The sequence below is a fragment of the Pseudonocardia sp. DSM 110487 genome, assembly GCF_019468565.1.
Lineage (GTDB): Bacteria > Actinomycetota > Actinomycetes > Mycobacteriales > Pseudonocardiaceae > Pseudonocardia.
This window is the reverse complement of the sequence record NZ_CP080521.1, coordinates 5,771,512-5,797,780: the sequence shown is the minus strand read 5'-3', so window position 1 is coordinate 5,797,780 and position 26,269 is coordinate 5,771,512. Positions and strand designations below refer to the sequence as shown.

The 26,269-nt window shown below is 72.4% G+C and carries 27 protein-coding genes; 10 read left to right on the top strand and 17 right to left on the bottom strand.

Annotated features, from left to right (window positions below):
- Window positions 1-112: 112 nt before the first annotated feature.
- Window positions 113-544, bottom strand: a complete 432-nt coding sequence (locus K1T35_RS27060; protein ID WP_370645145.1) for a winged helix-turn-helix transcriptional regulator — start codon at window positions 542-544, stop codon at window positions 113-115.
- Window positions 545-659: 115 nt separating this feature from the next.
- On the opposite strand from K1T35_RS27060, the gene K1T35_RS27055 reads away from it, so the two are divergent.
- The gene (locus K1T35_RS27055; RefSeq protein WP_220254636.1) at window positions 660-1,421 is read left to right on the top strand and encodes an alpha/beta fold hydrolase; all 762 of its coding nucleotides are present in this window, start codon (window positions 660-662) and stop codon (window positions 1,419-1,421) included.
- A gap of 192 nt (window positions 1,422-1,613) precedes the next feature.
- On the opposite strand, the gene K1T35_RS27050 is transcribed toward K1T35_RS27055, so the two are convergent.
- Together K1T35_RS27050 and K1T35_RS27045 are read right to left on the bottom strand one after the other, a co-directional pair.
- On the bottom strand, window positions 1,614-2,603 hold the full coding sequence (locus K1T35_RS27050) for an acetylxylan esterase (protein ID WP_220254635.1): 990 nt from the start codon (window positions 2,601-2,603) through the stop codon (window positions 1,614-1,616).
- Between the two features lie 51 nt (window positions 2,604-2,654).
- Window positions 2,655-3,062: an STAS domain-containing protein gene (locus K1T35_RS27045; protein WP_220254634.1), complete on the bottom strand. Its 408-nt coding sequence runs from the start codon at window positions 3,060-3,062 to the stop codon at window positions 2,655-2,657.
- Window positions 3,063-3,245: 183 nt separating this feature from the next.
- Between K1T35_RS27045 and K1T35_RS27040 the strand changes: the two genes are divergently transcribed.
- Window positions 3,246-3,434, top strand: coding sequence for a hypothetical protein (locus K1T35_RS27040; RefSeq protein ID WP_220254633.1), 189 nt, complete (start codon window positions 3,246-3,248; stop codon window positions 3,432-3,434).
- Between the two features lie 7 nt (window positions 3,435-3,441).
- Here K1T35_RS27040 and K1T35_RS27035 read toward each other — a convergent pair whose 3' ends face one another.
- The 3 genes from K1T35_RS27035 to tcuA all read right to left on the bottom strand — a co-directional run bounded on the left by K1T35_RS27035 (window position 3,442) and on the right by tcuA (window position 6,098).
- Window positions 3,442-3,900, bottom strand: coding sequence for a DoxX family protein (locus K1T35_RS27035; protein WP_220254632.1), 459 nt, complete (start codon window positions 3,898-3,900; stop codon window positions 3,442-3,444).
- A gap of 84 nt (window positions 3,901-3,984) precedes the next feature.
- Window positions 3,985-4,638 (bottom strand): GntR family transcriptional regulator, encoded by a 654-nt coding sequence (locus K1T35_RS27030; RefSeq protein ID WP_220254631.1) that lies wholly within the window; start codon window positions 4,636-4,638, stop codon window positions 3,985-3,987.
- Between the two features lie 2 nt (window positions 4,639-4,640).
- A complete protein-coding gene (gene tcuA, locus K1T35_RS27025; protein ID WP_255620770.1) occupies window positions 4,641-6,098 on the bottom strand; it encodes an FAD-dependent tricarballylate dehydrogenase TcuA in 1,458 nt (485 codons plus the stop codon).
- 85 nt (window positions 6,099-6,183) lie between these two features.
- Here tcuA and K1T35_RS27020 point away from each other — a divergent pair, with 85 nt between their 5' ends.
- Genes K1T35_RS27020 through K1T35_RS27005 form a run of 4 tightly spaced genes read left to right on the top strand, consistent with a single transcriptional unit; the run spans window position 6,184 to window position 9,778 of the window.
- The gene (locus K1T35_RS27020; protein WP_220254629.1) at window positions 6,184-7,224 is read left to right on the top strand and encodes a tripartite tricarboxylate transporter substrate binding protein; all 1,041 of its coding nucleotides are present in this window, start codon (window positions 6,184-6,186) and stop codon (window positions 7,222-7,224) included.
- Window positions 7,224-7,715 (top strand): tripartite tricarboxylate transporter TctB family protein, encoded by a 492-nt coding sequence (locus tag K1T35_RS27015; protein ID WP_220254628.1) that lies wholly within the window; start codon window positions 7,224-7,226, stop codon window positions 7,713-7,715. The genes K1T35_RS27020 and K1T35_RS27015 overlap by 1 nt, the downstream gene beginning before the upstream one ends.
- Before the next feature lie 5 nt (window positions 7,716-7,720).
- Window positions 7,721-9,223, top strand: coding sequence for a tripartite tricarboxylate transporter permease (locus K1T35_RS27010; RefSeq protein WP_220262881.1), 1,503 nt, complete (start codon window positions 7,721-7,723; stop codon window positions 9,221-9,223).
- A gap of 21 nt (window positions 9,224-9,244) precedes the next feature.
- Window positions 9,245-9,778 (top strand): signal peptidase II, encoded by a 534-nt coding sequence (locus K1T35_RS27005; protein WP_220254627.1) that lies wholly within the window; start codon window positions 9,245-9,247, stop codon window positions 9,776-9,778.
- On the opposite strand, the gene K1T35_RS27000 is transcribed toward K1T35_RS27005, so the two are convergent.
- Window positions 9,779-10,930, bottom strand: a complete 1,152-nt coding sequence (locus K1T35_RS27000; RefSeq protein WP_220254626.1) for an MFS transporter — start codon at window positions 10,928-10,930, stop codon at window positions 9,779-9,781.
- Window positions 10,931-11,018: 88 nt separating this feature from the next.
- Between K1T35_RS27000 and K1T35_RS26995 the strand changes: the two genes are divergently transcribed.
- Window positions 11,019-11,909, top strand: coding sequence for a LysR family transcriptional regulator (locus K1T35_RS26995; protein WP_220254625.1), 891 nt, complete (start codon window positions 11,019-11,021; stop codon window positions 11,907-11,909).
- Between the two features lie 68 nt (window positions 11,910-11,977).
- On the opposite strand, the gene K1T35_RS26990 is transcribed toward K1T35_RS26995, so the two are convergent.
- Window positions 11,978-12,619 (bottom strand): DUF1707 domain-containing protein, encoded by a 642-nt coding sequence (locus tag K1T35_RS26990; RefSeq protein ID WP_220254624.1) that lies wholly within the window; start codon window positions 12,617-12,619, stop codon window positions 11,978-11,980.
- 68 nt (window positions 12,620-12,687) lie between these two features.
- Here K1T35_RS26990 and K1T35_RS26985 point away from each other — a divergent pair, with 68 nt between their 5' ends.
- Complete coding sequence (locus tag K1T35_RS26985; RefSeq protein WP_220254623.1) at window positions 12,688-13,113, top strand: pyridoxamine 5'-phosphate oxidase family protein; 426 nt, start codon at window positions 12,688-12,690, stop codon at window positions 13,111-13,113.
- Here the strand turns inward: K1T35_RS26985 and K1T35_RS26980 are convergent.
- The 9 genes from K1T35_RS26980 to K1T35_RS26940 all read right to left on the bottom strand — a co-directional run bounded on the left by K1T35_RS26980 (window position 13,094) and on the right by K1T35_RS26940 (window position 22,070).
- Window positions 13,094-14,119: an iron chelate uptake ABC transporter family permease subunit gene (locus K1T35_RS26980; protein ID WP_220254622.1), complete on the bottom strand. Its 1,026-nt coding sequence runs from the start codon at window positions 14,117-14,119 to the stop codon at window positions 13,094-13,096. The genes K1T35_RS26985 and K1T35_RS26980 overlap by 20 nt on opposite strands.
- Window positions 14,116-15,081: an iron ABC transporter permease gene (locus K1T35_RS26975; RefSeq protein ID WP_255620769.1), complete on the bottom strand. Its 966-nt coding sequence runs from the start codon at window positions 15,079-15,081 to the stop codon at window positions 14,116-14,118. The genes K1T35_RS26980 and K1T35_RS26975 overlap by 4 nt, the downstream gene beginning before the upstream one ends.
- 137 nt (window positions 15,082-15,218) lie before the next feature.
- The gene (locus tag K1T35_RS26970) at window positions 15,219-16,244 is read right to left on the bottom strand and encodes an ABC transporter substrate-binding protein (RefSeq protein ID WP_220254620.1); all 1,026 of its coding nucleotides are present in this window, start codon (window positions 16,242-16,244) and stop codon (window positions 15,219-15,221) included.
- Between the two features lie 30 nt (window positions 16,245-16,274).
- Window positions 16,275-17,243 (bottom strand): YafY family protein, encoded by a 969-nt coding sequence (locus K1T35_RS26965; protein WP_220254619.1) that lies wholly within the window; start codon window positions 17,241-17,243, stop codon window positions 16,275-16,277.
- 65 nt (window positions 17,244-17,308) lie between these two features.
- Window positions 17,309-17,851 (bottom strand): DUF1638 domain-containing protein, encoded by a 543-nt coding sequence (locus tag K1T35_RS26960; protein ID WP_220254618.1) that lies wholly within the window; start codon window positions 17,849-17,851, stop codon window positions 17,309-17,311.
- 103 nt (window positions 17,852-17,954) lie between these two features.
- The gene (locus K1T35_RS26955; protein WP_220254617.1) at window positions 17,955-19,775 is read right to left on the bottom strand and encodes an ASKHA domain-containing protein; all 1,821 of its coding nucleotides are present in this window, start codon (window positions 19,773-19,775) and stop codon (window positions 17,955-17,957) included.
- Entirely contained in the window at window positions 19,772-20,629 is an 858-nt protein-coding gene (locus tag K1T35_RS26950) for a dihydropteroate synthase (RefSeq protein WP_220254616.1), read from the bottom strand. Before K1T35_RS26950 ends, K1T35_RS26955 begins: the two co-directional genes overlap by 4 nt.
- Window positions 20,630-20,631: 2 nt before the next feature.
- Window positions 20,632-21,309 (bottom strand): B12-binding domain-containing protein, encoded by a 678-nt coding sequence (locus tag K1T35_RS26945; protein ID WP_220254615.1) that lies wholly within the window; start codon window positions 21,307-21,309, stop codon window positions 20,632-20,634.
- On the bottom strand, window positions 21,306-22,070 hold the full coding sequence (locus K1T35_RS26940; protein ID WP_220254614.1) for an IclR family transcriptional regulator: 765 nt from the start codon (window positions 22,068-22,070) through the stop codon (window positions 21,306-21,308). The genes K1T35_RS26945 and K1T35_RS26940 overlap by 4 nt, the downstream gene beginning before the upstream one ends.
- Before the next feature lie 124 nt (window positions 22,071-22,194).
- Between K1T35_RS26940 and K1T35_RS26935 the strand changes: the two genes are divergently transcribed.
- Window positions 22,195-23,634, top strand: coding sequence for a trimethylamine methyltransferase family protein (locus K1T35_RS26935; protein WP_220254613.1), 1,440 nt, complete (start codon window positions 22,195-22,197; stop codon window positions 23,632-23,634).
- 61 nt (window positions 23,635-23,695) lie between these two features.
- Complete coding sequence (locus K1T35_RS26930; protein ID WP_220254612.1) at window positions 23,696-26,110, top strand: FAD-dependent oxidoreductase; 2,415 nt, start codon at window positions 23,696-23,698, stop codon at window positions 26,108-26,110.
- Window positions 26,111-26,269 lie beyond the last annotated feature (159 nt).

Below are 26,269 nucleotides of genomic sequence, written 5' to 3'. Positions count from 1 at the left end.
GCACGCGATCTTGACGCGCAAGATCCGATGTTCCGGGTGCTCATGGTCGTGAGGACAGCCATGGACAACCGACAGTTCGGATCATCTCGGCCGGCGGCCGGTGACCCGCCGATCAGCGAGCCGAGCTCGTCGCGCGGGCGCCGCTCTGGTCGTAGGCGCGCCGTGCGGCGGCGATCGTGGTTCTGCTGCTGGCGACCCAGGCGGCCAGGGCTTCCAGGGGTTCTCGGATCTGCTCGGTCAGCGACGTGCAGGCGTACTCGACGCGCGGCGGTACCTCCGGGTACACGGTGCGGGTGATCAGACCGTTGCGTTCGAGCCCGCGCAACGACAGCGTCAGCATGCGCCGGCTCACTCCCTCGATCGATCGCTCGAGCTCGGTGAAGCGCCGAGGGCCGTCGCCGAGCTGGACCAGGACCTGGGTACTCCACTTGTCGCCGATGAGCGCGAGAACCTCCCGCAGCGGGCAGTCCTCCACAGCCGGCTCATCCGCGCCGGGGGCGAGGCTTCTGACCTGGTGCGTTACAGCCGTGTGGCGGTGTGACAAGAAAGTGCCTCCTTCTCGGCGACCCGAATGTGTCAGAGCATGACTCCCGTTACAAGCGATAACGCTCCTGGTGGAGGCCCTGCCACGGCCCAGCAGGCTACGAAGGGATGTTCGAGTGCCATTTGCACGCCACGGCGAGCACAAGCTGCACTACGAGGTGACGGGATCAGGACCGGTGCTGGTGATGCACCCGGGGATGTACGAGGTCGGGTCGGCGTGGACGCTCAAGGGGTACACACCCGCGCTCCGCGGCCAGTTCACCGTGGTGGAGGTCGATCCATTGGCCCACGGCGCTAGCGACGCGCCCCACGACCCGTCCGCCTACACACTGGAACGCAGGGTCGGGGACGTACTGGAGGTCCTCGACGACCTTGGCGCGGACGAAGCCGCCTACTGGGGCTACTCGATGGGTGCTTGGGTCGGCTGCGGCATCGCCAAGTTCGCGCCGCAGCGATGCACGGCGCTGGTCCTCGGTGCCTGGGACCCGATCGGCGGCATCGAGACCGCCTACGACGACGCCGTGCAGCGGCTGGGGATGTCGGCCGACTCGGACTGGGTGGAGGTGGTCCGGCGGATGGCATATGCCGCACCAGAGCAGGTGCCCGTCGTCGACGCCGGGGACCCGCAGGCATTCCGGCTGTCGCACCACGGGTTCGAGGGCCAAGCCGGCCTCGACGCTGCCTTGGCGTCGGCGGGGGTGCCGTTGTTGATGTACTGCGGTTCCTCGGACCCCTACCACGACAACATTGGCGCGGCGGCGAAGCGAGCCGGTGGCCAGTTCGCCTCGATTCCCGACGCCGACCACGGCACCACCACTTGGCGCGCCCAGGAGATACTCGCGTACGCGCTGCCGTTCCTCAGCGCCGCAACCCGCTGAGCGGATTGATCACTTCCGGTCTGTGGGGCCTGACCGCGAGCGAGCTACAGAGGCCTGGCCGAGGCGTCGGACTGCAGCGCGGCCCCCGCCAAAGCCGTGGCGGTCGCGGCGATGACGGTGGCCGGGATGTTGCCGGCGCTTGCGAGGACACCACCTGGACGTCGCACGCCAGGGCCTGAGTCGTTCAGGACGCTAGCGGCCCAGGAGCTTGTCCAGCCAGCGGATCTGGGCCTGCCGCTGGTAGGACTCGCCGCCCTCGTGGTCGTTGTAGCGGTAGACCTCGATCTCCTTGTCGACCGTGTGGTGGTTTGCCCCGTAGTTGTTGAACGCGGCGTACACCGTGGAGGGCGGGCAGATCAGATCCATCAGCGCCACCGAGAACAAGGCCGGTGCGGCGGCGCGCTTGGCGAAGTTCACGCCGTCGAAGTACGACAGCGTGCGCAGCACGTCGTCGACCCGGTGACGATGCACGGCGAGGTAGCGGGTGACCTCGGCGTACGGGTCCTTGTCGCAGATGTCGAGCGCGCGGGTGAAGTGGCAGAGGAACGGGACGTCCGGCAGCGCGGCCACGAGGCCGGGCACCAGCCCGGCCACGGCGAGCGTGATCCCGCCGCCCTGGCTGCCTCCCTGCACGGCCACGCGCCCGGCATCGACGCCGGGCAGTGTGCGCACCGCCTCGACGGCGCGCACGGCGTCGGTGAACACCCGGCGGTAGAAGTACGTGTCCGGCCGGTCGATGCCGCGGGTCATGAAGCCGGGGGTGGCCGGGCCGGAGCCGTGCGGGTCGGCCGTGCGCCCGCCCCCTCCCCAGCGCGCGCCCTGCCCGCGGGTGTCCACGAGCAGGTGCGCGTAGCCCGCGCTCGCCCAGCGCAGCGACTCACCCGGCAGGTCGCGGCCGCCGTTGTAGCCGATGAACTCGACGACCGCGGGGAGCGAGTCGTCGCCGGCGGTGCGCGGCGTCGTGAACCAGGCGCCGATCCGGTCGCCGCCGAACCCGCTGAAGGTCACGTCCCGCACCGTGACCGTGCGGTAGGGCGTGTCGACCTCCTCGGACCGGACATCCAGGTCGTGGGTGCGGGTCTCGTCGAGCGTCCGGCTCCAGAACGCGTCGAAATCGTCCGGTTCGCTGACGACGGGGCGGTAGGAAACGAGCTCGTCAAGGGGCAGATCGGCGCGGGCCACGGATCTCCTGTCCTCGAATGGGGATGCCAGGAGAAGATAACCCGACCGAGGTCAGAAACTCTCCAGAGCACTGTCGAGGTCCGGGTGCAGCTGCAGGATCTGCTGCAGGTTCATCGTCTCCCATGGGCGCACCACCGCGGTGTTGTCGGGCGGCGCCACGATCCGCATCGGGGGGACGGGCGCGGGCGGCCGCGAGCGGTAGCCGCCGCTGCCGCCGGGTGCGGTGGTGCGGGTGGCCAGCTCGGCGAGGGTGCCCAGTCCGGACGAGCCGAGGAAGCTCACCGTGGTCAGGTCGACGACGAGGCCGGTGAGATCCGGCCACTGGAGTGTCTCGTCGACCGTCTTCATCAGCTCTCGCGCGGTCAGCAGGTCCAGCTCGCCGGTCACGGTGACCACGGCCGTCGAGCCGACCCGCGCGGCGGTCAGCGTCATGACGTCGGCAGGGTCGCTGTCGCTCATCCGGGAACCGTATCCGGCGCGGCCGCGCCTCGCCGACGCGGAGCGTGACCGGAGTGGCGGACGTTCGGCTACCGGCCGTGAACGGCACGGCGAAGGTGTAGCCCGTATGGGCGGCCTCTGCCGTGAAGCCGTGTACGAGCACCGCCTGCCGGGGTAGCCGAACACGTGTGGATCTCGTTCGTCGTGCCGGTCGCCGTCCTGCTGGCGACACTGCTGCTGCAGCGGCTCGAGGCCAAGCTCCTCAGAGTGCCGGAGCGGGGCGAGAATCCTGATCACGCGAGTGACTCCCTGCCGCTGCTGACCGTCGGCCGCCTCGATCCGCCGCCGAAGCGCCCGGCGGCGGATCGTCCCGTGCTGCGCGCGACCGCCTGAGCACCGCTCACGACGCGAGGGCGGGCGTCCGCCGCGTCCGCAGGTGGTACGCGACCACCGCGAGGGTGGCCGCGAGGAACACCGCCTGCATGAGGGTGCGCGGCAGCAGCGGGGTGCCGGTGCCCTCCAGCGCGGCGTGCACGTTCGCCGGGAACATGACGACCAGCAGCGCGGAGAGGCCGGCCGCCGCCCACGGCGCGGTGCGGGGGAGCAGTAGCCCGGCGGCGCCCGCGAGCTCCAGCACGCCGGTGACCGTCACGAGCAGGCCGGGCGCGGGGAGCGCGGGCGGCACCATCGCGATCAGCTCCTGACGCATCCAGGCGAAGTGCACCACGCCCGTGAGCGTGAACATCGCCGCCAGCCCGCCGCGCAGCGCCACCGGCCACGGCCGAAGGGCTCGCACGCCGAGCGCGTCCACGCCGAGCAGGAGCGCGGTGACGGCGACGAGGGTGATCAGTGGTTCCATGACGGTCTCCAGGTCTTGTCATTGCCAAGATGGCACCGCCAAGGTGCCGGGGAGCGAGCATCTTGTCAATGGCAAGACCGTGCCTCACGGGCCGGGGGTCGCGGCCGCCTCTCGCAGCAGGGCGAGCCGGATCTCCCGCGCGGTGCTCATGTGCCGCCCGGCGATCTCCCGGGCCGCCCGCTCGTCACGTTCCCGCACCGCGGCCACCAGCTGGGCGTGCTCGTCGAGGGCCGTGGCCCACCGGTCGCCCACCGAGAGCGTGGAGCGGGGGGCGTGGACGAGGTGGATGGAGAGCCGGTCCATCAGGTCGAGCAGCACCGGATTGTGCGTGGCCTGCCAGATGGCGGAGTGGAACTCGAGGTTGGTGCGGGTGCGGGTGGCGTCGTCGGGATCGACGAGGTCGCGGTCGCGGGCGAGGAGCCCTTCAAGGCGCATCAGGTCGGCGTCGCCGCGGCTGTGCGCGGCCTGTCCGGCGGCCTCGGCCTCCAGCAGCACGCGCATGTCGTAGACCTGCACCACCTCGTGCGGCTCGATCGACCGCACCTGCATACCGCGTACGCCGGGCGCGAGCAGGCGGTCCTGCTGCAGGCGGCGCAGCGCCTCCCGCACCGGCGTGCGGGACACGCCGAACCGCTCTGCCAGTGCGATCTCCCGCAGCGGCGTGCCAGGCGGGAGATCGCCGGAGAGGATCTGCCCGCGCAGGTCGGCGTAGACGGTCTGCGCGTCCGTGCCGGCCATGGTCACGCGATGGTCCCGGCGCGGCGCCCGAAGACCGCGCCCGCGGTGAGCCCGCTGCCGCCCGGGTAGTTGCCGCTGAACAGCCCGCCCAGCATCTCGCCGCAGACGAAAAGGCCGGGCAGCGGCACGCCCGACCCGTCGAGCACCCGGCCCGATGTGTCGGCGCGTAGCCCGCCGAAGGTGAACGTGATCCCGCAGGTGACCGGGAAGGCGTAGAACGGCGGGTTGTCCAGGGCGATCGCCCAGTTCGACTTCGGCGGGTCGACGCGGGCGCCGCGACCGTCCTTGACGGCCAGGTCGAGCGGGACGTCCCGGTCGATCCCGGCGTTGAACTCCTGCACCGTGCGGGTCAGCGCCGCGGCGTCGACACCCATCCCCGCCGCGAGCTCGGCGAGCGTCGAGCCGGTGACGACCGACGCGCCCGGCATGTCGTACTCCTCCCTGCGCAGCCGCGGCCGGGTGGTGGCGTCGAAGAGCTGGAACGCGATCCCGTCTGGTTGGGCGAGGATTCGGGCCCCGTACTCGGCGTAGGTGTAGTTGCGGAAGTCCGCGCCCTCGTCGAGGAACCGCTCACCCCGCGTGTTGACCATGATCCCCAGGGGGTAGCCGCTGCGGGTGAGCTGGTTGGTCAGCTCGCGGTCGCCCTCGTTGCCCGGGAACCAGGCGTCCCATGCCACGCTGTGGCAGCTGCCCCAGTCGCCGTACGGCGCGGCACCCGCCGCGAGGGCGGCGGTGAGCATGTCGCCGGTGTTCAGCGGGGTGCCGCGCACCTTGGCCCGCTCCCACCCTTCGCCCAGATGGCGGCGCCGCAGCTCGGCGTCGGCCTCGAAGCCGCCCGCGGCGAGCACGACCGACTCGGCGCGAACGGTGCCGCTGCGTCCGTCCGTGTCGCGCCACGTGACACCGGGACCGTCGGGCAGCAGGTCGACGGCGCGCGTGCCGTAGCGGATCTCGACGCCCGCCTTCTCCGCGGCCTCGGTGTGCTGCTCGATCAGGCCCTTGCCCCCGCCGGTGCTGCCCACCGCGAGCCCGCCCCAGAACACCTGTCGTCCCTGCGTGTCCGGGTACGCCTGGCGCTCGTACATCAACCGGTAGCGCAGCCCCAGCCCGTGCAGCCAGCGGATCGCGTCCTGGCTCTCGGCCACCAGCACCTCGGTGAGGGCCGGGTCGTTGCGCCCTCCGGTCACCTTCTCCATGTCCGCGGTGAACGCATCGGCGGGGTAGGGCGGGAGCACGCTGATCTGGTGCCGCTCGTCGGGGTCGAGCAGGTCGGCCAGTTCGGCGAGCCCGCCGTGTGCGATCCGGACGGCCCCGGCGGTGAAGTAGCTGTTGCCGCCGGCCAGCCCGGGCTCGCCCTTCTCCAGCAGCAGCACCCGCCGCCCTCGTCCGGTCGCGGCGTGGGCGGCGCTGAACCCGGCGTTGCCGCCCCCGACGACGACGACCTCGGTCTCCTCCTGCACTACTGGGCCTCCCGCTTGTCCTTGATTGCACATCACTGTATACAACGGTCGACACGGCAGTCGAACCGGCGACGGGAGACCGGCGATGGGGGCACCCGGAACCACCGAGGAGCGCGCTCCTCGCCGACCACCGGGGCGCAGCGGCGTGATCGCGCTGGTGGCGGCAATCGCGGCCACGGCCGCGATCGTGCTCACCGCGCCCGCCGCCGACCGCGGCGGCGCCGTGCAGGACGTGCTCGGCGACGAGCAGTTGCGGATCATGGCCCCGGCATCGCCAGGTGGCGGCTGGGACCAGACCTCGCGGGAGATGCAGAAGGCGCTGCGCGAGCTGGTGGGGCGCACGGAGGTCTACAACGTCTCCGGAGCGGGCGGCACCATCGGGCTGAGCCAGTTCGTCCGCCACGAGGGCGACCCGTCCGAGCTGATGACGACCGGGCTGATCATGATGGGCGCGGTCATCGCGAACGGCTCGCCGCGCTCGCTCACCGACACCACCCCGCTCGCGCGGCTCACCACCGACTACCAGGTCGTGGTCGTCGCCGCCGATTCCCCGCTCACCGACGTGCCCGGCCTGGTCGCGGCGATGCAGGCCGACGTCGCGGCCGTCTCGATCTCCGGTGGGTCGGCGGGCGGCGCGGAGCAGATCATGTCCGGGCTGCTCGCACAGGCCGTCGGCGCCGACCCGGCGCGCGTCAGCTACGTCGCCCACTCCGGAGGCGGCGAGGCGCTCACCACCGTCCTGTCCGGGCGGTCGACCATCGGGATCTTCGGGCTCTCGGAGATCGAGCCCCAGATCGAGGCCGGCACCGTACGCGCGCTCGCAGTGTCGAGCGCGGACCGACTGCCCTCGCTGCCCGATGTCCCGTCACTGACGGAGTCAGGGTTGGACGTCGTCGTCGAGAACTGGCGCGGGGTCGTCGCCCCGCCAGGCATCAGCGACCAGGAGGAGCAGGCACTGGAGGACATGCTCGTCCGGATGGCGCAGACCGAGGGGTGGCGCGACGCGCTGGCCCGCCGTGGCTGGGGCGATGCCCTGCTCGCCGGGCCCGAGTTCGAGCGGTTCGTGCAGTCCGAGCAGGAGCGCGTGTCGCGGGTGCTCACCCAGATCGGGTTGGGGGGAAATTGATGGCCGATGAGGATGCGCCGGTCGCCGTCGACCGGCACACCGTGCTCGCGACGGCCGCTTTCGGCGGCCTGCTGCTAATCGGTGCCGTACTCGTCATCATCGACGCGGTGCGGCTCCCGGCCACATCGGCCGTGGTGGGGCCCGCCGCCGTGCCGCTGCCGATCGGGGTGGCGCTCGGCGCGGTCGGTGCCGGGCTGCTGGTCGACGCCCGCCGCAAGCTGCCGAGGGCCGAGGCCCGGACGCCGTGGCAGCCACGGGCCGGAATGCGGGTGCTCGGCCTCGTCGCGGCGCTGGTCGGGTTCGCGCTGCTCCTGCCGCTCCTGGGCTACGTCGTCACCGCCACAGGGCTCTTCGTCGCCGCGGCCCTGCTGCTCGGTGCGCCGCGGGACTGGCGGGTCCCCGCATGGGGCTGGGCACTGGCCGCCGTCGTGTTCCTCGTCTTCGACCGCCTGATCGGGCTCACCCTGCCCGCAGGCCCATGGGGGTTCTGAGTGTGATGGACGGCGTCACGCTCCTCCTGGAGGGCTTCGCCTCCGCGCTGACCGTGGAGCACCTGCTGTGGGCACTGATCGGCGTCACCATCGGCACCGCGGTGGGCGTGCTGCCCGGGATCGGCCCGGCGCTCACCGTCGCGCTGCTGCTGCCGATCACGTTCCGGCTGGAGCCCTCCAGCGCGCTGATCATGTTCGCCGGGATCTACTACGGCGGCATGTACGGCGGATCGACCACGTCGATCCTGCTCAACACGCCCGGCGAGAGCGCCTCGATGATCTCGGCTCTCGAGGGCAACAAGATGGCCCGCGCCGGGCGGGCGGCCGCAGCGCTCGCCACGGCCGCGCTGGGCAGCTTCGTCGCCGGAACGATCGGCACCGTTGCGCTGACGTTCCTCGCGCCCGTCGTGGCCGACTTCGCCACCGGCTTCGGCCCGCCCGAGTACGTGGCGCTGATGGCCGTCGCGTTCGTCACGGTGAGCGCACTGCTCGGCCCGAACCTGCTCAAGGGCTTCGCGAGCCTGCTGGTCGGCGTCACGATCGGGCTGATCGGGATCGACGCCCAGACCGGGCAGCCGCGGCTGACATACGGCATCGACGCGCTGCTCGACGGGATCGACGTCGTGATCGTGGTCGTGGCGCTGTTCGCGCTCTCCGAGGCGTTCGGGCACCTGCTCACCGGCACCGGGCACGCCACCGTCGAGCCGCTGCGCGGTGCCGTGGTGCTCTCCCGCTCGGACTTCCGCCGGTCGTGGCCCGCATGGCTGCGGGGCACCGCGCTCGGGTTCCCGATCGGCAGCCTCCCCGCAGGCGGCGCCGAGGTGCCGACCTTCCTGTCCTACGCGGCGGAGAAGCGGCTCACCAAGCACCCGGAGGAGTTCGGGCGCGGGGCGATCGAGGGCGTCGCCGGGCCCGAGGCCGCCAACAACGCAGCCGCGGCAGGCGTGCTGGTGCCGCTGCTGACGATCGGGCTGCCCACGTCGGCCACGGCTGCGGTGATCCTCACGGCGTTCCAGTCCTACGGGCTGCAGCCGGGCCCGCAGCTCTTCTCCGAGTCCGGCGACCTGGTCTGGACGCTCATCGCGAGCCTGTACGTCGGCAACGTGATGTTGCTGGTGCTCAACCTGCCGCTGGTGCGGATGTGGGCCCGGCTGCTCACGATCCCGGCCTACGCCATCTACGCCGGTGTGCTGGTGTTCGCGACGCTCGGCGCGTATGCCGCCGGCGGCACCGCCGTCGACCTGCTGGTGCTGTGCGCACTGGGGCTGCTCGGGCTCCTGATGCGCGCCGCGGAGGTGCCGGTCGCACCGGCCGTGGTCGGCTTGATCCTCGGCCCGCTCGCCGAGCAGCAGCTGCGCCGCGCGCTCACCCTGTCCGAGGGTGACCCGTCGATCCTGGTGTCCTCGCCGATCACGGTGTTCCTCTGGATCGTCGTGGCATTGGCGCTGGTGATCCCGCTGGTGCTGCCGGTGGCCAAGCGGCGAAGGCGGGCGCTCACCCGATCCTGAAGGACCTGGCAGGATCGAGTGATGACCCCGCCGGCATCGACCGACCGGCGCGTGCAGTACTGGACGCGCCGTGCACCGTGGATCGCGGTCGCCGTCGCGGTGGTCGTGCTGGCCGCCGATCAGCTCTCCAAGGCGTGGGCCGAGGCCACCCTGCCGGTCGGGGAGCGGTTCCCCGTGCTCGGGGACGCGCTCGGCATCAAGCTGATCTACAACCCGGGCGCCGCGTTCTCCATCGGCACCGGTGCCACGTGGGTGTTCACGATCGCCGCGGGCGGCGCGGTGCTGGCCGCATCCTGGTTCACGTGGCGAGTCCGCTCGCGGGCGTGGGCAGTCTGCATCGGCCTGTTCCTCGGCGGCGCCGTCACGCACTTCCTCGACCGGCTCCTGCGAGCACCGTCGTTCGGCCAGGGGCACGTGGTCGACTTCATCGCCTACTTCGACTGGTTCATCGGCAACGTCGCGGACATCGCGCTCTTCGCCGCGGGCGTCCTGATCGTCACCCTCTCCACGCTCGGGCTCACGCCTCGGCCCACCCCGAGCACTTCTCTCGGCTGATCAGCGGACGGGCCGGCCGATCGCCATTGCCACCAGCGCACCGAGCACCAGCACGGCGCCCCAGGCCAGTACCGCCGCCGGGCCGAAGCCGTCGACCACCAGGCCGCCGCCGACCGCGCCCAGCGCGATGGCCCCGTTGAACACGCCGGCGAAGAGCGACGATGCCGTCTCGCGGTCGTCGGGTGCGGCGAGCATCATCCAGGTCTGGGCGGTCACCGAGACGCCCCCGTATCCCAGCCCCCACACCACGAGCGCGACGGCCGCCGCGGGTGCTGACGGAGCGACCGCGAGCAGCGCCACGGCGCCCACCAGCAGACCGGCGAGCACCAGCACGGTTCGCCCGACCGACCGGACGGCGGCTGTGCCGGCGACGAAGTTGCCGAGCACGCCGGCGACGCCGTAGACCAGCAGCAGCGTGCCGATCAGCGGTGCGTCGATCGCGAGGCCCTCCAGCACCGGGCGCACGTAGGTGTAGGCGCCGAAGTGCCCGACGACGAGCAGCGCGACCACGACGAGCCCGGTGACGACCCGCGGGTTGCGCAGCAGTGTGGCGACGCCGGAGAAACCCGGCGCACGCTCGGCCGGCAGCGCTGGGAGCACGAGCGCCAACGCCAGTGCCACCAGTCCCGACAATGCCCCGACCACCACGAACGCCGCCCGCCATCCGGCGAGCGCGTCGAGGAACGTCCCCGCCGGAACCCCCAGCACGGAGGCGACGGCAATGCCGCTGAAGATCGTGGCCGTCGCGCGTCCCACGGCGCCTGGTGGCACGAGCCGCACCGCGAGCCCCGCCGCGAGCGACCAGATCCCGCCCATCGCGATCCCCACCAGCACGCGGGCGACGATCATCACGGCGAAGGTGGGCGACCACGCGGCCAGCAGGTTGGCCGCCGCGAGCAGCGCCGCTAGCGCCACCAGTGCCGTCCGGCGGTCGAGGCGGCCGAGCGCGGGCACCACCAGCGGTGCCGCGATCGCCGCGACGATCCCCGTCGTCGTCAGCGTCTGCCCCGCCGTCCCCTCGCTGACGTGCAGCGCGGCGCCCATCGGGGTGAGCAGCCCCACCGGCAGCATCTCCGACGTGACGACCGTGAAGATGCCGGTTGCCACCACGAGCACGGCAGGCCAACCGGCCGTGCGAGTCGCTTGCGTCATGATCCCCAGCAGACCGCCGGCGGCGCCGCGGAACAACGACGGAGCTCTCACGCTTCCATGAGCGAGGCTCATCGATCGGAGGCGGAGCATGGCCGGGCTGGAGATCCGCGAGCTGGAGTGCTTCCTCGTCCTCGCCGACGAGCTGCACTTCGGGCGTACGGGGGAGCGGCTCTACGTCTCGCAGAGCCGGGTGAGCCAGCTGATCGGTTCCCTCGAACGGCGCGTGGGCGCGCGGCTCGTCAGCCGCACCAGCCGCAGCGTGCGGCTCACCCCGCTCGGGCAGCGGTTCCGCGGCGCGCTCGAACCCGCGTACGGCGCGCTGCGGGCGGCGGTCGACGAGACGCGTTCCGAGGCCCGGTCGGTTCCCGGCCCGCTGCGCGTCGGGTTCCAGGGCACGGCCGACGACCGCCTGCTCGGCGCCGTCACCGCCTTCCAGGACCGGCACGCCCGCAGCAGCGTCGAGATCGCCGAGATCCCGCTGTCGGACCCGTTCGGGCCGGTACACCGCGGTGAGGTCGACGCCGCCGTCGTGCTGCTGCCCGTCGAGGAGGAGGGCCTCGTGCTGGGTCCGGTGTTCTCGCGGCAGCCGCAACGCCTCGCGATCTCCACCCGCCACCCGCTCGCCCGGCGGTCCGAGGTCTCGGCCGAGGAGCTCGCGGACGTCCCGCTGATCTCCGCGGCCGAACCCGCCGTTGAGTACTGGCGCCGCGCCCACGCACCCACCACCACTCCCAGCGGGCTGCCCATCCCGAGTGGCCCGGCCGTGAGCACCCTGCAGGAGGGCGTGTGGCTGATCGCCGCCAACCGCGGCGGCATGCTGCTGTGCGCGCCCACCGCCGCCTACCACCGCCGCCGCGACGTGGTGGACGTCCCGGTGGCGGGTCTCCCGGAGTCGGCTCTCGGACTGGTGTGGCACCAGGACCACGAGAACGCGCGGATCCGCGCCTTCGCCGAGGTCGTGGCGGAGACGGTGCCGTAGCCGATTTCCGACGAACGGCGCGTTCGTCGGATAGGTTCCGACCAACGCGCCGTTCGTCGGAATCTGGTTCAGGAGCGGCGCCACCAGTGGGCGCGGCGGGGTGGGAGGATCTCCACGGAGCCCGCGCGCACCGAGCCGCGGATCCGGAAGAGCGGGCCCTCCGGTGCGTCCGGGCGGCCCCGCAGGCGGTTCTCGATGCCGGAGAGCGTGGCCTCGAGGTCGCCGTGCTCCACGCGGGCCCCCGCGGGGAGCCGCAGCTCCACCGAGCCCGCCACCACCTCGAGCTCGATGTCGACGACCTCGTGCGGGATGCGCGCCTCGGTGAAGTCGAGCTCCGCCGAGCCGAGGGTGGTGCGCACCACCAGGTGCGCGGGCACGTCCCAGACACCCCGGCGGCGGACGGAGCCGAGCATGCTGCGGACCTCGTGGCCGGTGCCGTTGTCGGTCACGACCGGGGTGGGCCGGTGCACGGGAGGCCGGGCGGGGATCGGCACCTGCGCGGGACGGTCCGGGTGGGTCAGGCCGGGCAGGTCGAGCAGCACGGCGTTCAGCTCGCCGCGGGTGCGTGCCGTGAGGGCGGTGTCGACGCGGCGGGTGAACTCGTCGACGTCGAGCAGCCCCGTGCCGGTGGCCCGCTGCAGCAGCCCGACGACGTGCTCGCGCTCGGCGTCGGAGACGCGCAGGAAACGGGCGGCGGACTCGTCGGGCACGGCCCCCACCGTAGCGCCGGCGGAATGATCGGTCCCCGAATCGCGTTGGCGATCGGTTGATGAGCAGCATGACGAGAAGCGCAGATTTGACCGCCGCTGACCGGGAGTTCCTGGCGACGCCCCGCATGGGCTTCCTCACCGTGGCGGGCGGTGACGGTCTCCCCGCGCCCCGGCCGGTGTGGTTCGAGGTGACCGAGGACGGCGCGGTGCAGCTGTTCTCCCTGACCTCCTCGCCGAAGGTCAGACGGGTGCGCCGGGATCCGCGGGCGTCGCTCGTGGCGGCCAATGCCGTCGGGGAGCCGGAGAACTGGATCGCGATCAGCGGCAGCGCGACCGTCGAGGAGGACGGCGCCAGGGAGCTCGCCGGCCGCCTCGGCGCGCGCTACTGGGATCTGGACGACCCGGAGAAGGCCGCCACGCTGGAGCAGATGGTGTCGGCGGATCTGGTCCGCATCGTCATCCGGCCGGAGCGGGTCAGCCGTTACGGCGGCTGACCCGCACCAGCAGGTACAGCAGCACGGGCGCGCCGACGGCGGCGGTCAGCACCCCGGCCGGCAGCTCGTCCGGGCTGAACAGGCGCCGCGCGGCGAGGTCGGCCGCGGCCACGACGAGCGCGCCGACCCCGGCCACGGGCAGCAGGCCCGCGGCCTGCGTGGCGAGCACCCGGCGCACGATCTGCGGTGCGACCAGCGCGACGAACCCGATCGGTCCCGCCGCGGCCGTGGCGAGCGCGGTGAGTCCCACCGCGCTCGCCACCAGCGCCGCCCGGGCGGTGCCGATCCGGCCGTCGAGGGCGCGCGCGATGTCGTCGCCCAGCTCCAGCAGCCGCAGGTGGCGGGTCAGCAGCAGCACCATCGGCGCGCCGACCGCGAGCCCGGCCGCCACGGTGAGCACGTCGGGCCACGAACGGCCTGCGACGTCCCCCACCAGCCAGGTGGCCGCCTGCTTGGCCGCGTACCGGTCGGAGCGGGTGAGCAGGAACGACGCGGCCGCGTTCGCCAGCGCGGTGACCCCGATGCCGACCAGGACGAGCTGGTAACCCCTGAACCCGCCGCGGGCGGCGATCGCGTAGACGGTCGCCGCGGCCGCGACGGCACCGGTCAGCGCACCGGCGGCGACGGCGGGCGCGCCCGCCCCGACCACCACGATCATCACCACGGCGCCCGCCGACGCCCCGGCGCCGACGCCGATCACGTCCGGGCTGACGAGCGGGTTGCGCGCGATGCGCTGCAGCACCATGCCCGCCATTCCCAGCGACGCGCCGACCAGCAGCCCGACGAGCGCCCGGGGCAGCCGGTTGCGTACCACGACGTCGTAGGTGAGCAGGGTGCCGTCGCCGGCGAGCGTGTCGAGCACGGTGGACAGCGGCATCGGGTAGTCGCCGACGGTCACCGCGTACAGCGCCACCGCGAGCGCGGCGGCCCATGCCGCCGCACCGAGCAGCACCGACGCCGGCTCGACCCGCAGCGAGACGCGCCCTGCCCGCAGTGTCGCGGTCATGGCCACGCCACCCGGCGCCTGCGGACCAGGTACAGGAAGACCGGCGCGCCCAGAACCGCGGCGGTGACGCCGACCTGCACCTCTTCGGGCCGCAGCACCACCCGGCCCGCGACGTCGGCCATGAGCAGCACCAGCGCCCCGAGCAGCGCCGAGAGCGGCAGCACACGCACGTGGGCGGGGCCGGTGAGCATCCGTGCGGCGTGCGGCACGACCAGCCCGACGAACCCGACCGGACCGGCGACCGCCGTCGCCGTGCCCGCGAGGACCACGATCGCCACGACCGCCAGCCCGCGAACCACGGCCGGCCGGGCGCCGATGCTGCGTGCCGTGTCGTCGCCGAGCGCGGCCGCGTCCAGCGGGCGCGCGAGGGCGAGCGCGAGCACCGCACCCGCGGCGAGGAACGGGGTGGCCTGGAGCACGGTGGGCAGGTCGGCCCTCGTCAGCGAGCCGACGAGCCAGAACCGGAACCGCTCGAACAGATCGTGGTTGCGCAACACGATCGCCGACGTCAGCGAGAACAGCAGGGCCGACACCGCGGCCCCGGCCATGGCGATCTTCACGGGTGTGGCGCCGCCGCGTCCGGTGGTGGCGATCGCCAGTACGGCGGCCAGCGCGAGCACTGCGCCTGCGAAGCAGAACCACACGTAGCCGCCGAGCGGGCCGACCCCGACCAGTGAGATCGCGACCACCGCCGCGAACGCCGCCCCGCCGTTGACGCCGAGCACTTCCGGCCCCGCGAGGGGGTTGCGGGTGAGCCCCTGCGCCACGGCGCCCGCCAGCCCGAGCCCTGCGCCGGCGAGCAGGCCCGCGGCCGTGCGGGGGAGGCGCAGGTGCAGCACCACCGCGCTGCTGCCGGCGGCCGGATCCGCGAGAGCCGCGACGAGGTCGGCGGGCGTGATCGGCTGGGTGCCGACGAGCAGCGAGAGCCAGGCAGCCGCGGCGACCAGGACAGCGGCACCCACCACGACACGTGCGCACCGAAAGTGCGACTCGCGCGCACCCACAGCGCGACTCGCGGAACGGGCGCAGCCCCGTTCCCCGCGAGTCGCGGTCTGGATGTACGCGAGTCGCGGGCTGAGTGCGTGTGTGTAGGGATCCTTCACCGGCGGTCGGGGTGCACGAGTGAGGCGACCAGCTCCGCGGCGTGCGGCACCCGCACCCCGGCGGCCCGGTCGGCGAAGAGGAATCCGTACACGTGGCCCTCCCGCACAGCGCTGAGCCCGGCGAACGCGGGGTTCGTGCGGATGCGTTCCGCGTCGGGCTCGGCGTCGGAGAGTGTGTAGGAACCGTCGCAGCACGTGCTCGTGAGGATCACGTCCGGATCGCGGGCGACGATCTCCTCGGGCCCGACCGGGAAGTTGCGCCTGCCCTGCAGGTCGGCGAAGGCGTTGTCGGCGCCCGCGATGTCCAGGATCCGCGTGACGAAATCGGGCCCGCCCGCCACCCGGAACGTGCCGTCGTCCTGCGGCCGCACCACCGCGACCCGCGGCCGGGACGCCCCCGCCACGCGCTGCTGCACCGCCGCGATGCGAGCCTGCATGTCCGCCACCACCCGCGCGGCGCGGTCCTCGACCCCGAACAGCCTGCCCAGGTCTCGCACGTCGGAGTAGACGTTCTCGATCGTCACCGACGCGGGGTCGATCGCCTCGTCGGCCATGCCGTCGGCGCTCGGGCACAGCGGGGAGAAGATCCACGACTGGACTCCGAGGTCGCGCAGGCTCGCGCGCGTGCCGAGCGACTCGGAGCCCGCGGTCGCGAACAGATCGTTGAAGCCGGACACGACGAAGTCGGGGTTGGCCGCCAGCAGTGCTTCCCGGCTGGGCAGTTCAGGCAGGTAGTCGGTCGCCGCCTGGGCCGCGGCGTACTCCGGGAGCACCTGCGCGTCGAGGTAGGCGGTGCCGACGACGCGGTCGCTCACCCCGAGCGCGTGCACCATCTCGATCGCGGGCTGATAGGCGGCGTAGATCCGCTGCGGCGGGCCCGGGACGGTGACGTCGATGCCGCAGTTGCGGGCGGTCGTGCCGCTGCCCCCAGGCACGACCGCCGACGGAGGGCCACCGCAGGCGGCGAGCAGGGCGGCGGCCGCGAGCGTCGGCACGATGCGGGGCACGGCGAAGCGCAGCATGAGCCAACTATGGCTCATCTGAACAGTGCTTCAGGAGTTGGGTGTGACACTCGCGGCGGCTCGGCCGAAGCGGTCGGCGAGCTTCTCGAGCTGTCCGGCCAGCTCGGGGGAGTCGATGACCTCGAAGTCGACGTCGAGCAGCCCGATGTAGTGGGCCAGCATCTGCGGTGTGTCGGATCCGACCTCGGCGACGCAACGACCGTCACCGGCCGGTTCGACGGACGTGGCGACCGGTAGCCGCGCGTTGACGTACTCGACGGGGGCGTGCAGCAGCACCTTCGCCCGGTAGCGCCATGTGGCTGCCCCGGCGCCGCGTTGGACGTGCAGCGAGGCGTCGCCCTCCGGCGGCTCCCGCGGCGTGAAACGCGGACCGGTCGGCGACCGTGGGGACATCCGGTCGACGCGGAACGTGCGCCAGTCGTCCCGGTCGACGTCCCACGCGACGAGGTACCAGCGGCGTCCCCAGCTCACCAGCCGGTGCGGCTCCGTGACGCGGACGCCGGCCACGCCGTCGTGGGTGGCGTAGTCGAATCGCAGCCGCTCGCTCGCGCGGATCGCGCCCGCGATCGTGGTGAGGACGTCGGCGTCAACGGTCGGGCCGACGCCCGGCACGGTGACGGTGGCCGACGTCATCGCCGAGATCCGATGCCGCAGCCGGGACGGCAGGATCTGCTCGAGCTTGGCGAGCGCCCGCACGGACGTCTCCTCGATGCCGCTGACGGTGCCTCCGGCCGCGGTGCGCAGGCCGATCGCCACCGCGACGGCCTCGTCGTCGTCGAGCAGCAGGGGCGGCAGCGCCGCTCCCGACCCGAGCCGGTAGCCGCCCGACACGCCGGGCGAGGCATGCACGGGATAGCCAAGGCTGCGCAGCTTGTCGATGTCGCTGCGCACGGTCCGCGAGCTCACCCCGAGCCGTTCGGCGAGCTGCGCACCGGTCCAGTCGCGGTGGATCTGCAGCAGGGACAGGATCCGGAGCAGCCGGGCCGAGGTCTGCAACATCGGCCAAGGATCGCACCGATCGCGGAAGCAGTCCTTCCGCTATTGCTCGGAGACCCGCCCTCAGGTCAACGTGTCCCGGACGCTCCCGCCGCAGAACCGCGCTCGAGCACCAGGCGTGCGAGCTCCCGCTCCAGCCCGGCCTCGCCGACGTCGACGACCTCGAGGGGGAGCCGCAGGTACGCGGCTGCGCGCTCGGCGGCGACCCGGATCCGCGGCACCGGGTGCTGGGCGAGCCACACCACCCGCAGGTAGTGGCGGAAGTACTCCTCGCGCAGCTGCGGATACCGGTCCAGGCCCAGCTCGCGGATCACCGAGCGGTCGAACGAGAGTGCGAGGTAGTCGGTGAGCACGTAGGTTCCCGGCTCCTGCTCGTAGAGCTCCCGCATCCGCTCGGCGCCTGCGAACACGTCGTAACAGGTGTCGCCGCGCAGCCGTGGGACGCCGAGCCGGGCGCACACCTCGTCGAGCGCGCCGTACGTGCCGCAGTCGGCGTAGGCGACGGCGACGGCCACGTGCGTGGCGCGCAGGTCGAGGACCCGCTCCTGGACGGCCGCCGCGATCCGCTCGGGGTGGTTGTGCAGGAGCGGCGGCAGCGGATGCACGTCCACGTTCCACCCCCGCCGCCCGACGACGGCAGCGACGTGCGAGGCGATGGCCCCGCACGCGACGACGGCGACCCCGGGAGGTTCAGGAACGTGGCGTTCCTGAACCTCAGGCCGGGAAGGCCAGCTGGTCGATGAACCGGTCGTTGAAGTCCGGGCGGTCAGAGAGCTCGACGTAGCGCACCTCCTCCAGCAGAGCCTCGGCCGCGGCGCGCTCCCGTACCGAGAGCAGGGCCATCTTCGCGCCCTCGCCCGCGACGTTGCCGGCGCTGACGATCCGCACCACTGGGATGCCCGGAACGAGCCCGATCCGGACGGCCGCGGCGGGGGAGAGGTAGCTGCCGAACGAGCCGGCGAGCAGCACCTGCTGCACGTCGGCCGGGTCGAGGCCCAGCTCAGCGGCGAGGAGCCGCCAGCCGGTGGCGATCGCGGCCTTGGCGAACTGCAGCTCGCGCACATCGCGCTGGGACAGGTACACGCCGTCGGCCAACACGAACACCCGCTCCTCGCCGACGGTCTGCAGCCGGTCGGCGAGCCCCGGCCGCAGTGCCTCCGCCGCTTCCCGGCCGAGCAGCCGGCCGGACCCGTCGAGCAGCCCGACGTTCAGCAGCGCGGCCACGGCGTCGACCAGGCCGGACCCGCACAGGCCGACCGGCTCGACGTCGCCGATCACCTGCAGCGCCACGTCCTCGTCGGAGATCTTGACGCCCTCGATCGCCCCCGGCGCCGCACGCATCCCGCAGCGGATCTGCGCGCCCTCGAACGCCGGGCCGGCCGGGGCCGCGGTCGCGAACACCCGCTCGCCGTCGGACAGCACGATCTCGCAGTTCGTGCCCACGTCGACGAACAGGCGCACGCGCTTGTCGCGGTCCATGCCGGACGCGAGCGCGCCGGCCACGATGTCGCCGCCGACGTACGCGCCCAGCGCAGGGAACACGTACGCCCGCGCGGCCGGGTGCAGCGTGAGCCCGAGGTCGTCCGCGCGCAGGCCGGGGAACGAGCGCGTGGACATCACGAACGGCGCCACCCCGAGCGGCTCGGGGTCGATGCCCAGCGCGAGCGCGGTCATCGTCGCGTTGCCGGCGACGGCCACCTCGTAGACCTCGCGCGGGTCGGCACCCACACCCGCGCACACCTCGTGCGCGAGCTGGTTCAGGGCGTCGCGGGCGTGCCCGGTGAGCCGGCCGAGCGCCTCCGGGTCGAGCATCGTCGCGCTGATCCGGGTGATCACGTCGCCACCGAGCGGCTGCTGAGGGTTGAGCAGCGACGCGACGCCCGCGGGCGTGCCGGTGGTGAGGTCCAGCAGCGTGGCGACGACGGTGGTGGTGCCGAGGTCGAACGCGATGCCGAACATCCGCCCGGTGGTGTCGCCGGGCTCGACGTCGATGAGCACGTCGTCGACCAGCACGGCCGTCACGCGGAAGTCCGCCGCGCGCAGGGCGCGGGGGAGTGCGCGCAGCGCGTGCAGGTCGACGGTGGGCTCCAGGTCGTCGAGGGCGCCGAGCAGCCGCTCGAGGTCGGTGCGCTGGTCGGCGAGGGTCGGTTCTTGCAGCTCGACGTACCGCTTCTGCACCGCGGGTCGCAGGATCACCTGCCGCCCGACGCCTACCGTGGCCGCCTTCGGGCGCGTGACGAGCGGCGGCACCGTGACGCGGACGTCGCCGCTGGCGGGCGCGCGGCAGGCGAGCCGCCAGCCCGCGCGAAGCTCGTCGGCGTCGAAGGCGCGCGGGTCGAGCCGGGAGACCGGAACATCGCCGTCGGTGACCCGCACCTTGCACTTGCGGCAGGTGCCGTGCCCGCCGCAGGTGGAGTCGATCGCGATGCCGTTCCAGCTCGCGGCGTCGAACAGGGTGACGCCGGCCGGTACCCGCACCTCGCGGTCCTGCGCGCCCTCGACCTCGTAGGAGATCCGGACCCGGTCGGTGCTCACGCCGGTTGCTTCTTCGCCCGGTGCGCGGCGATCCAGGCCGCACCCCACTCGTCGTTGCCGAGCAGCAGGTCGGCGGCCTTCACTGCCTCGACGATCTGCGGCGTGCGCACGTCCATCACGGCGCTGGTGAGCCCGCAGGTCATGGCCATCGGCAGGAACGCCGAGCCCAGCGCGTGCCGATCCGGCATCCCGAACGAGACGTTGGACGCTCCGAGCGTCATGTTCAGGCCGAACTCGTCGCGGATCAGCTCGATCGTGTCGAGGGTCTTGCGGACGAGCGTGGAGTCGGCGCCGATCGGCATCGCAAGTGGGTCGATCACGATGTCTTCCAGGGGGATCCCGTATTCGCCGACCGCGACGTCGACGATCTTGCGGGTGATCTCCAGTCGCTTGCGCGGGTCGTCGGGGATCTCGTCCTCCTCGTTGGGAAGCGCGATCACCGCCGCCCCGTGCTCCTTGACCAGCGGCAGGATCGCGTCGAGCCGCTCGCGCTCCCCGGTGACGGAGTTGACGAGCGCCTTCCCGCGGTAGGCGGACAGGCCAGCTTCGAGTGCCTCCACCACCGAGGAGTCGATGCACAGCGGGAGATCGGTGAGGTCCTGGATCATGGTGACGGCCTTGGCCAGCAGCTCGGCCTCGTCGGCGAGCGGCACGCCCATGTTGACGTCGAGCATGGTGGCGCCGCCCGCGACCTGCTGCTCCACGTCCACAGCGATCCGGGAGAGGTCACCCGCGCGAAGCGCTTCGGCGAAAACCTTGCGGCCGGTCGGGTTGATCCGCTCGCCGATCAGGCAGAACGGCTGGTCGGGGCCGATGACGACCTCGCGCGTGGCGGAGCTGACGGTGGTGTGCACGGCTACACCGCCACTGTCGCGTCGCGGGAAGCGCGCTTGGTGGCGATCAGCTGCTTGGCGAGACGCACGGCGGTGGACGCGTCGGCGGCGTACCCGTCGGCACCGACGGCGTCGGCGTACTCCTGGGTGACCGGCGCCCCGCCGACCATCACGATCACCTGGTCGCGCAGGCCCGCCTTCTGCAATGCGTTGATGTTGGCCTTGAACATCGGCATGGTCGTGGTGAGGAACGCCGAGAACCCGACGATGTCGGGCTTGTGCTCCAGCACGCCCGCCACCACCTTCTCGGGCGAGACCTGCACGCCCAGGTCGATCACGTGGAAGCCCGCGCCCTCCAGCATGATGTTGACCAGGTTCTTGCCGATGTCGTGCACGTCGCCCTTCACCGTGCTCATCAGGAACGTGCCGACGGTCTGGGCGCCGGTCTCGGCGAGGAGCGGGCGCAGCCGGTCGAGCGCCCCCGCCATCGCGCGGCCCGCGATGAGCATCTCGGGTACGAAGAAGTCGCCGCGCTCGAAGCGGGCGCCGACCTCCTCCAGCGACGGTATGAGCGCCTCGAACAGCATCGTCTCCGGGGCCATGCCGGAGTCGAGGCCCTGCTCGGTCAGCTCGAGGACGCGTGGTCCGTTGCCGACGAGGGTCTCGTCGTAGAGCGCCCGGAGAATCTCCTCGTCGGTCATATCGCTTCCCTTCCCTGGTGACCGAGCTGGGCGGACAGTCCGCGCAGCTCATTGACCAGGACATCCCCGAGCCGGGTGATGCCGTGGTCGTTGATGCGGGTGGTGGGGCCGGACACCGAGACGGCGGCGAGCACGGCTCCGTCGACGCCCCGGACCGGTGCGGCCACCGCGCCGAGCCCCACCTCCAGCTCGTCGAGCGAGACGGCCCAGCCGCGCCTGCGCACCTCGACGAGCATGTGCTCGAGCGTCGCGCGGTCGACGGGGGAGTGCGGTGTGCGTCGCTCCAGCGTGCCGGGCGGCAGCGCCAATGAGCCGAAGGCGTAGAGCACCTTGCCCAGCGCGGTGCAGTGAGCCGGGACGTCGACGCCGACCCAGTTGGTGGAACCGAGCAGGTACCGGCTGTCGATCTGCGCGATCTGCACGACCTCGCGCCCGCGCGGCACGCTCAGGTTCACCGTCTCCTCGGTGATCTCGCTGATGCGATCGAGGGTGGGCCGCGCGAGCTCGACGAGGTCGTGCAGCGCGCTCGGCCGAGCGGCGTAGATCGAGAACAGTGCGCCGGGCCGGAAGGCGCCGCTCTGGTCGCGCTGCACGAGCCTGCTGCGCTCGAGGGCCTGCAGCAGCCGGGAGGTGGTGGACTTCGCGAGTCCCAGCTCCGCCACGAGCGAGGTGAACGTCCGCGGCGCGCCCGACTCGACCACGAGCGCGAGCAGCGCGCTCGCGCGGTCGACGGCCTGACTGCCCAGTTGTTGAGTCGGCATCGCGGGATCCGTTCCCAAAAGAGTTCCATGTTATGGAACCAGTGTTCCGAGGAATGCCGTTAGGATCCTGCCGGCACCGGCCCTCGTCAAGGTCCGGTTTTGGGGAGATCCGCAGGGGGTCTGCATGTTCCGCAACGCCATGCCGCGCTACGAGATCCTTTCCGAGGATGCGATGGCCACCCTCGAGGGCGGGTGGCGGCGGATCGTGAGTGAGATCGGGGTGGAGTTCGTTTCCGAGCGGGCCCTGGAGCTGTTCCGCCAGGCCGGGCAGAAGGTCGAGGACCAGTGCGTGATCTTCGATCCGGACTTCGTCCTCGAGCAGGTCGCCAAGGCTCCGCGGTCGTTCGACGTGCAGGCCCGCAACCCGGCGCACACCGTGCACATCGGTGACGACGCGATGGTCTTCGGCAGTGTCTACGGGCCGCCGTTCGTGCGCGAGGGCGACGTCCGCCGCGACGCGAAGCTCGCCGACTTCCACTCCTTCGCGAAGCTCGCACAGAGCTTCGACGCCATCGACTCCGCAGGTGGGGTGGTGTGCGAGCCGGAGGACACGCCGCTGGACTCCCGCCACCTCGACATGACCTATGCCCTGCAGACGCTGACCGACAAGATCTACATGGGCAACGTCGTCTCGGGGGAGAACGCCCGCGACACCCTGGCCATGACCGAGATCCTCTTCGGCGGCCGCGAGTCCATCGAGGCCACGCCCGCCACCATCTCCCTGATCAACTGCAACTCCCCGCTGCGCTGGGACGACCGCATGCTGGAGGCGCAGTTCGCCTACTCCGCGGCAAACCAGCCGGTCGTGCTCACCCCGTTCCTCCTGATGGGTGCGATGTCACCTGTTTCCATTCCGGCAACGCTTGCGCAACAGATGGCTGAGGCGCTTACCGGCATCGCGTTGTCACAATTGATCAGGCCCGGTGCACCCGTGATCTTCGGGTCGTTCCTGTCGAACATCGACATGCAGTCCGGTTCACCCTGTTTCGGGACACCCGAATCGGCGATCGGGTTACTCTGCACGGGCCAGATCGCCCGGCGGTTCGGCCTACCGGTGCGTTCCGGCGGCGGCCTGACCTCCAGCCAGACCCCCGACGCGCAGGCCGGCTACGAGAGCCTGATGACCATGCTCCCGACGTTCCTCGCGGGCATCAACTGGGTCATGCACTCCGCGGGCTGGCTGGAGGGCGGGCTCGTGGCGTCGTACGAGAAGTATGTGCTCGACGTCCAGGTGCTGGAGATGCTGCAGCAGGAGTTCACCCCCCTGGAGATCGACGAGGCGTCGCTCGCGTTCGGCGCCCACGACGAGGTGCGCCACGGCGGCCACTTCCTCGGCGCCGCCCACACCATGGAGCGCTTCCGCACCTGCTTCTACCGCCCGTTCGTGAACAGCTCCGACAACTACGACCGGTGGATGCGGGGCGGCGGGAAGGATGCGGCAGCCCGCGCCGCAGACGTCGCGCAGAAGCGGCTGGCGGAGTACGAGCCCCCGCCCCTCGACGAGGCGATCCGCGAGGAGCTGGAGGCGTACGTGACACGCCGGAGGCGCGAGCTCGGCGACTGAGGGATACCCATTCCGACGGACGCGCCGCTCGTCGGAACGAGGTGGAGCGGGGAGGAGTGGCATGAGCGGAGCGCGCGTTGTGATCATCGGGGCCGGGGTGGTCGGGGCCGCCCTCGCCGATGAGCTCTCCGTGCGGGGCTGGACCGACGTCACCCTCGTCGACCAGGGGCCGCTGCCCACGCCGGGCGGGTCCTCCTCGCACGCGCCGGGGCTCGTCTTCCAGGCCAACCCGTCCAAGACCATGACCGAGATGGCCCGCTACACCGTCGAGAAGCTCGGCGCGCTGGAGCTGGACGGGGAGCCCTGCTACCTGCAGGTCGGCGGGCTGGAGGTCGCCACCACGCCCGAGCGGCTCGCCGAGCTGCACCGCCGCCGCGGTTGGCTCACGTCGTGGGGCGTCGAGGCCCGGGTGGTCGGGCCGGACGAGTGCGTGGCCCTGCACCCGTTGCTCGACCGCGACGTCGTGCTCGGCGGGCTGCACACCCCGACCGATGGCGTCGCGAAGTCCGTCCGAGCCGTCGACGCGCAGCTGCGGGCGGCCGCGGCGCGCGGGGTGCGGGTGCTGGAGCGGCACGAGGTCACCGGGATCAACACGCAGGACGGGCGGGTCACGGGCGTCGTCACCGACCAGGGCGAGCTACCGGCCGACGTCGTCGTCTGCTGCGCGGGGATCTGGGGCCCGAAGGTCGCGGCGATGGTGGGGGTGCCGCTGCCGCTCACCCCGCTCGCACACCAGCTCGCGTACTCCGGCCCGCTCCCGGCGCTCGCCGGGCACGACCGGGAGATCACCCGGCCGATCCTCCGCCACCAGGGGGCCGACCTCTACCTGCGCGAACGCGGCGAGGCGCTCGCCGTCGGCTACTACGGCCACGACCCGCTGCCCGTCGACGCCCGCGACATCGTCGGCGTCGACGAGGCCGAGGTGATGCCCTCGGTGCTGCCGTTCACCGAGCACGACTTCGCCCCCGGCTGGGCCGACGCGCAGGCGCTCGTGCCGGCGCTGCGCGACGCCAAGATCGAGGAGGCGATGAACGGCCTCTTCTCGTTCACGATCGACGGCATGCCGCTCTTGGGCGAGGTCCGCGACGTGCGCGGCTTCTGGCTGGCCGAGGCCGTATGGGTCACGCACTCCTGCGGCGTCGCGAAGGCCATGGCGGAGTGGCTGGTCGACGGCCGGTCGGCGAGCTTCGACCTGCACGAGTGCGACGTCAACCGGTTCTGGCCACACCAGCTCGCCCCCGACTTCGTGCTCGCCAAGAACAAGCAGAACTACGTCGAGGTCTACGACGCGCTGCACCCGCTCGAACCGATGCTCGAGCCCCGCCCGCTGCGCACCTCGCCGTTCTACGAGCGGCAGCGCGCGCTCGGCGCCGTCTTCCTCGAGGCGGCGGGCTGGGAGCGCCCGCACTGGTACGAGGCCAACACCGCGCTCGTCGCCGGGCGCGACATCCCCACGCCTGACGACTGGGCCGCCCGCTGGTGGTCCCCGATCGTCGGCGCGGAGGCCCAGATCACCCGGGAGCGCGTGGCGCTCTACGACATGACCTCCCTGACGCGGATCGAGGTCAGCGGCCGGGGTGCGGCGGCGTTCCTGCAGCGGGTCACCACCGGCAACGTGGACCGGTCGGTCGGCACGGTGACCTACTGCCTCCTGCTCGACGACGCCGGTGGCATCCGCAGCGACGTCACCGTCGCTCGGCTCGGGCCCGAGGAGTTCCAGATCGGCGCCAACGGCCCCCTGGATCTGGATCTCTTGCTGCGGGATGCGCCCGAGGGCGTCGCGGTCCGCGACGTCACCGCCGGGACCTGCTGCATCGGCGTCTGGGGACCGCTCGCCCGCGAGGTGGTGCTGCCGCTGGCCCCCGACCTCACCGACGTCCGGTACTTCCGGGGCAGTCGGGTGCACGTCGGCACCGTGCCCGTCACCGCGCTGCGGCTGTCGTACGTCGGGGAGCTGGGCTGGGAGCTCTACACGACCGCCGACATGGGCCGCACATTGTGGGACCTCCTCTGGGACGCCGGGCGCGAGCACGGGATCATCGCCGCAGGCCGCGGCGCCTTCAACTCCTTGCGGCTGGAGAAGGGCTACCGCTCGTTCGGCACGGACATGACGTTCGAGCACGATCCGTGGGAGGCCGGCCTCGGCTTCGCGGTGAAGCCGGACAAGGGCGAGTTCACCGGCCGCGACGCCGTGCTGCGCCGCCGCGACGACGTCCGCCGCCGGCTGGTCTGCCTCACCCTCGACGAGACGGTGCTGGGCAAGGAGCCGGTCTTCGCCGACGGCCGCCCGGTCGGTTACGTCACGAGCGCCGCTTACGGCTACACCGTCGGCCGCGGCATCGCGTACGCCTGGCTGCCCGCCGAGCTCGCCACCCCGGGGCAGCAGCTCGAGATCGGCTGGTTCGACCGCCGTACCCCGGCCGAGGTGACGCAGGAACCGCTGTTCAACCCGGACATGTCCCGGCTGCGCGGCTGATCTTCGGGGCGCCGGGGAATTCCGTTGGTCATCCGGTGGTTGGGCCATACCGTGATCGCCATGTTCGCCCCGGTCGGCTTCGCGCCCGCAGGCACCTGCCTGCCCGGCGCCGCCGCGGCGCGCGCGACGCAGGCCCGGCTGGATAGCTGACCCTTCTCC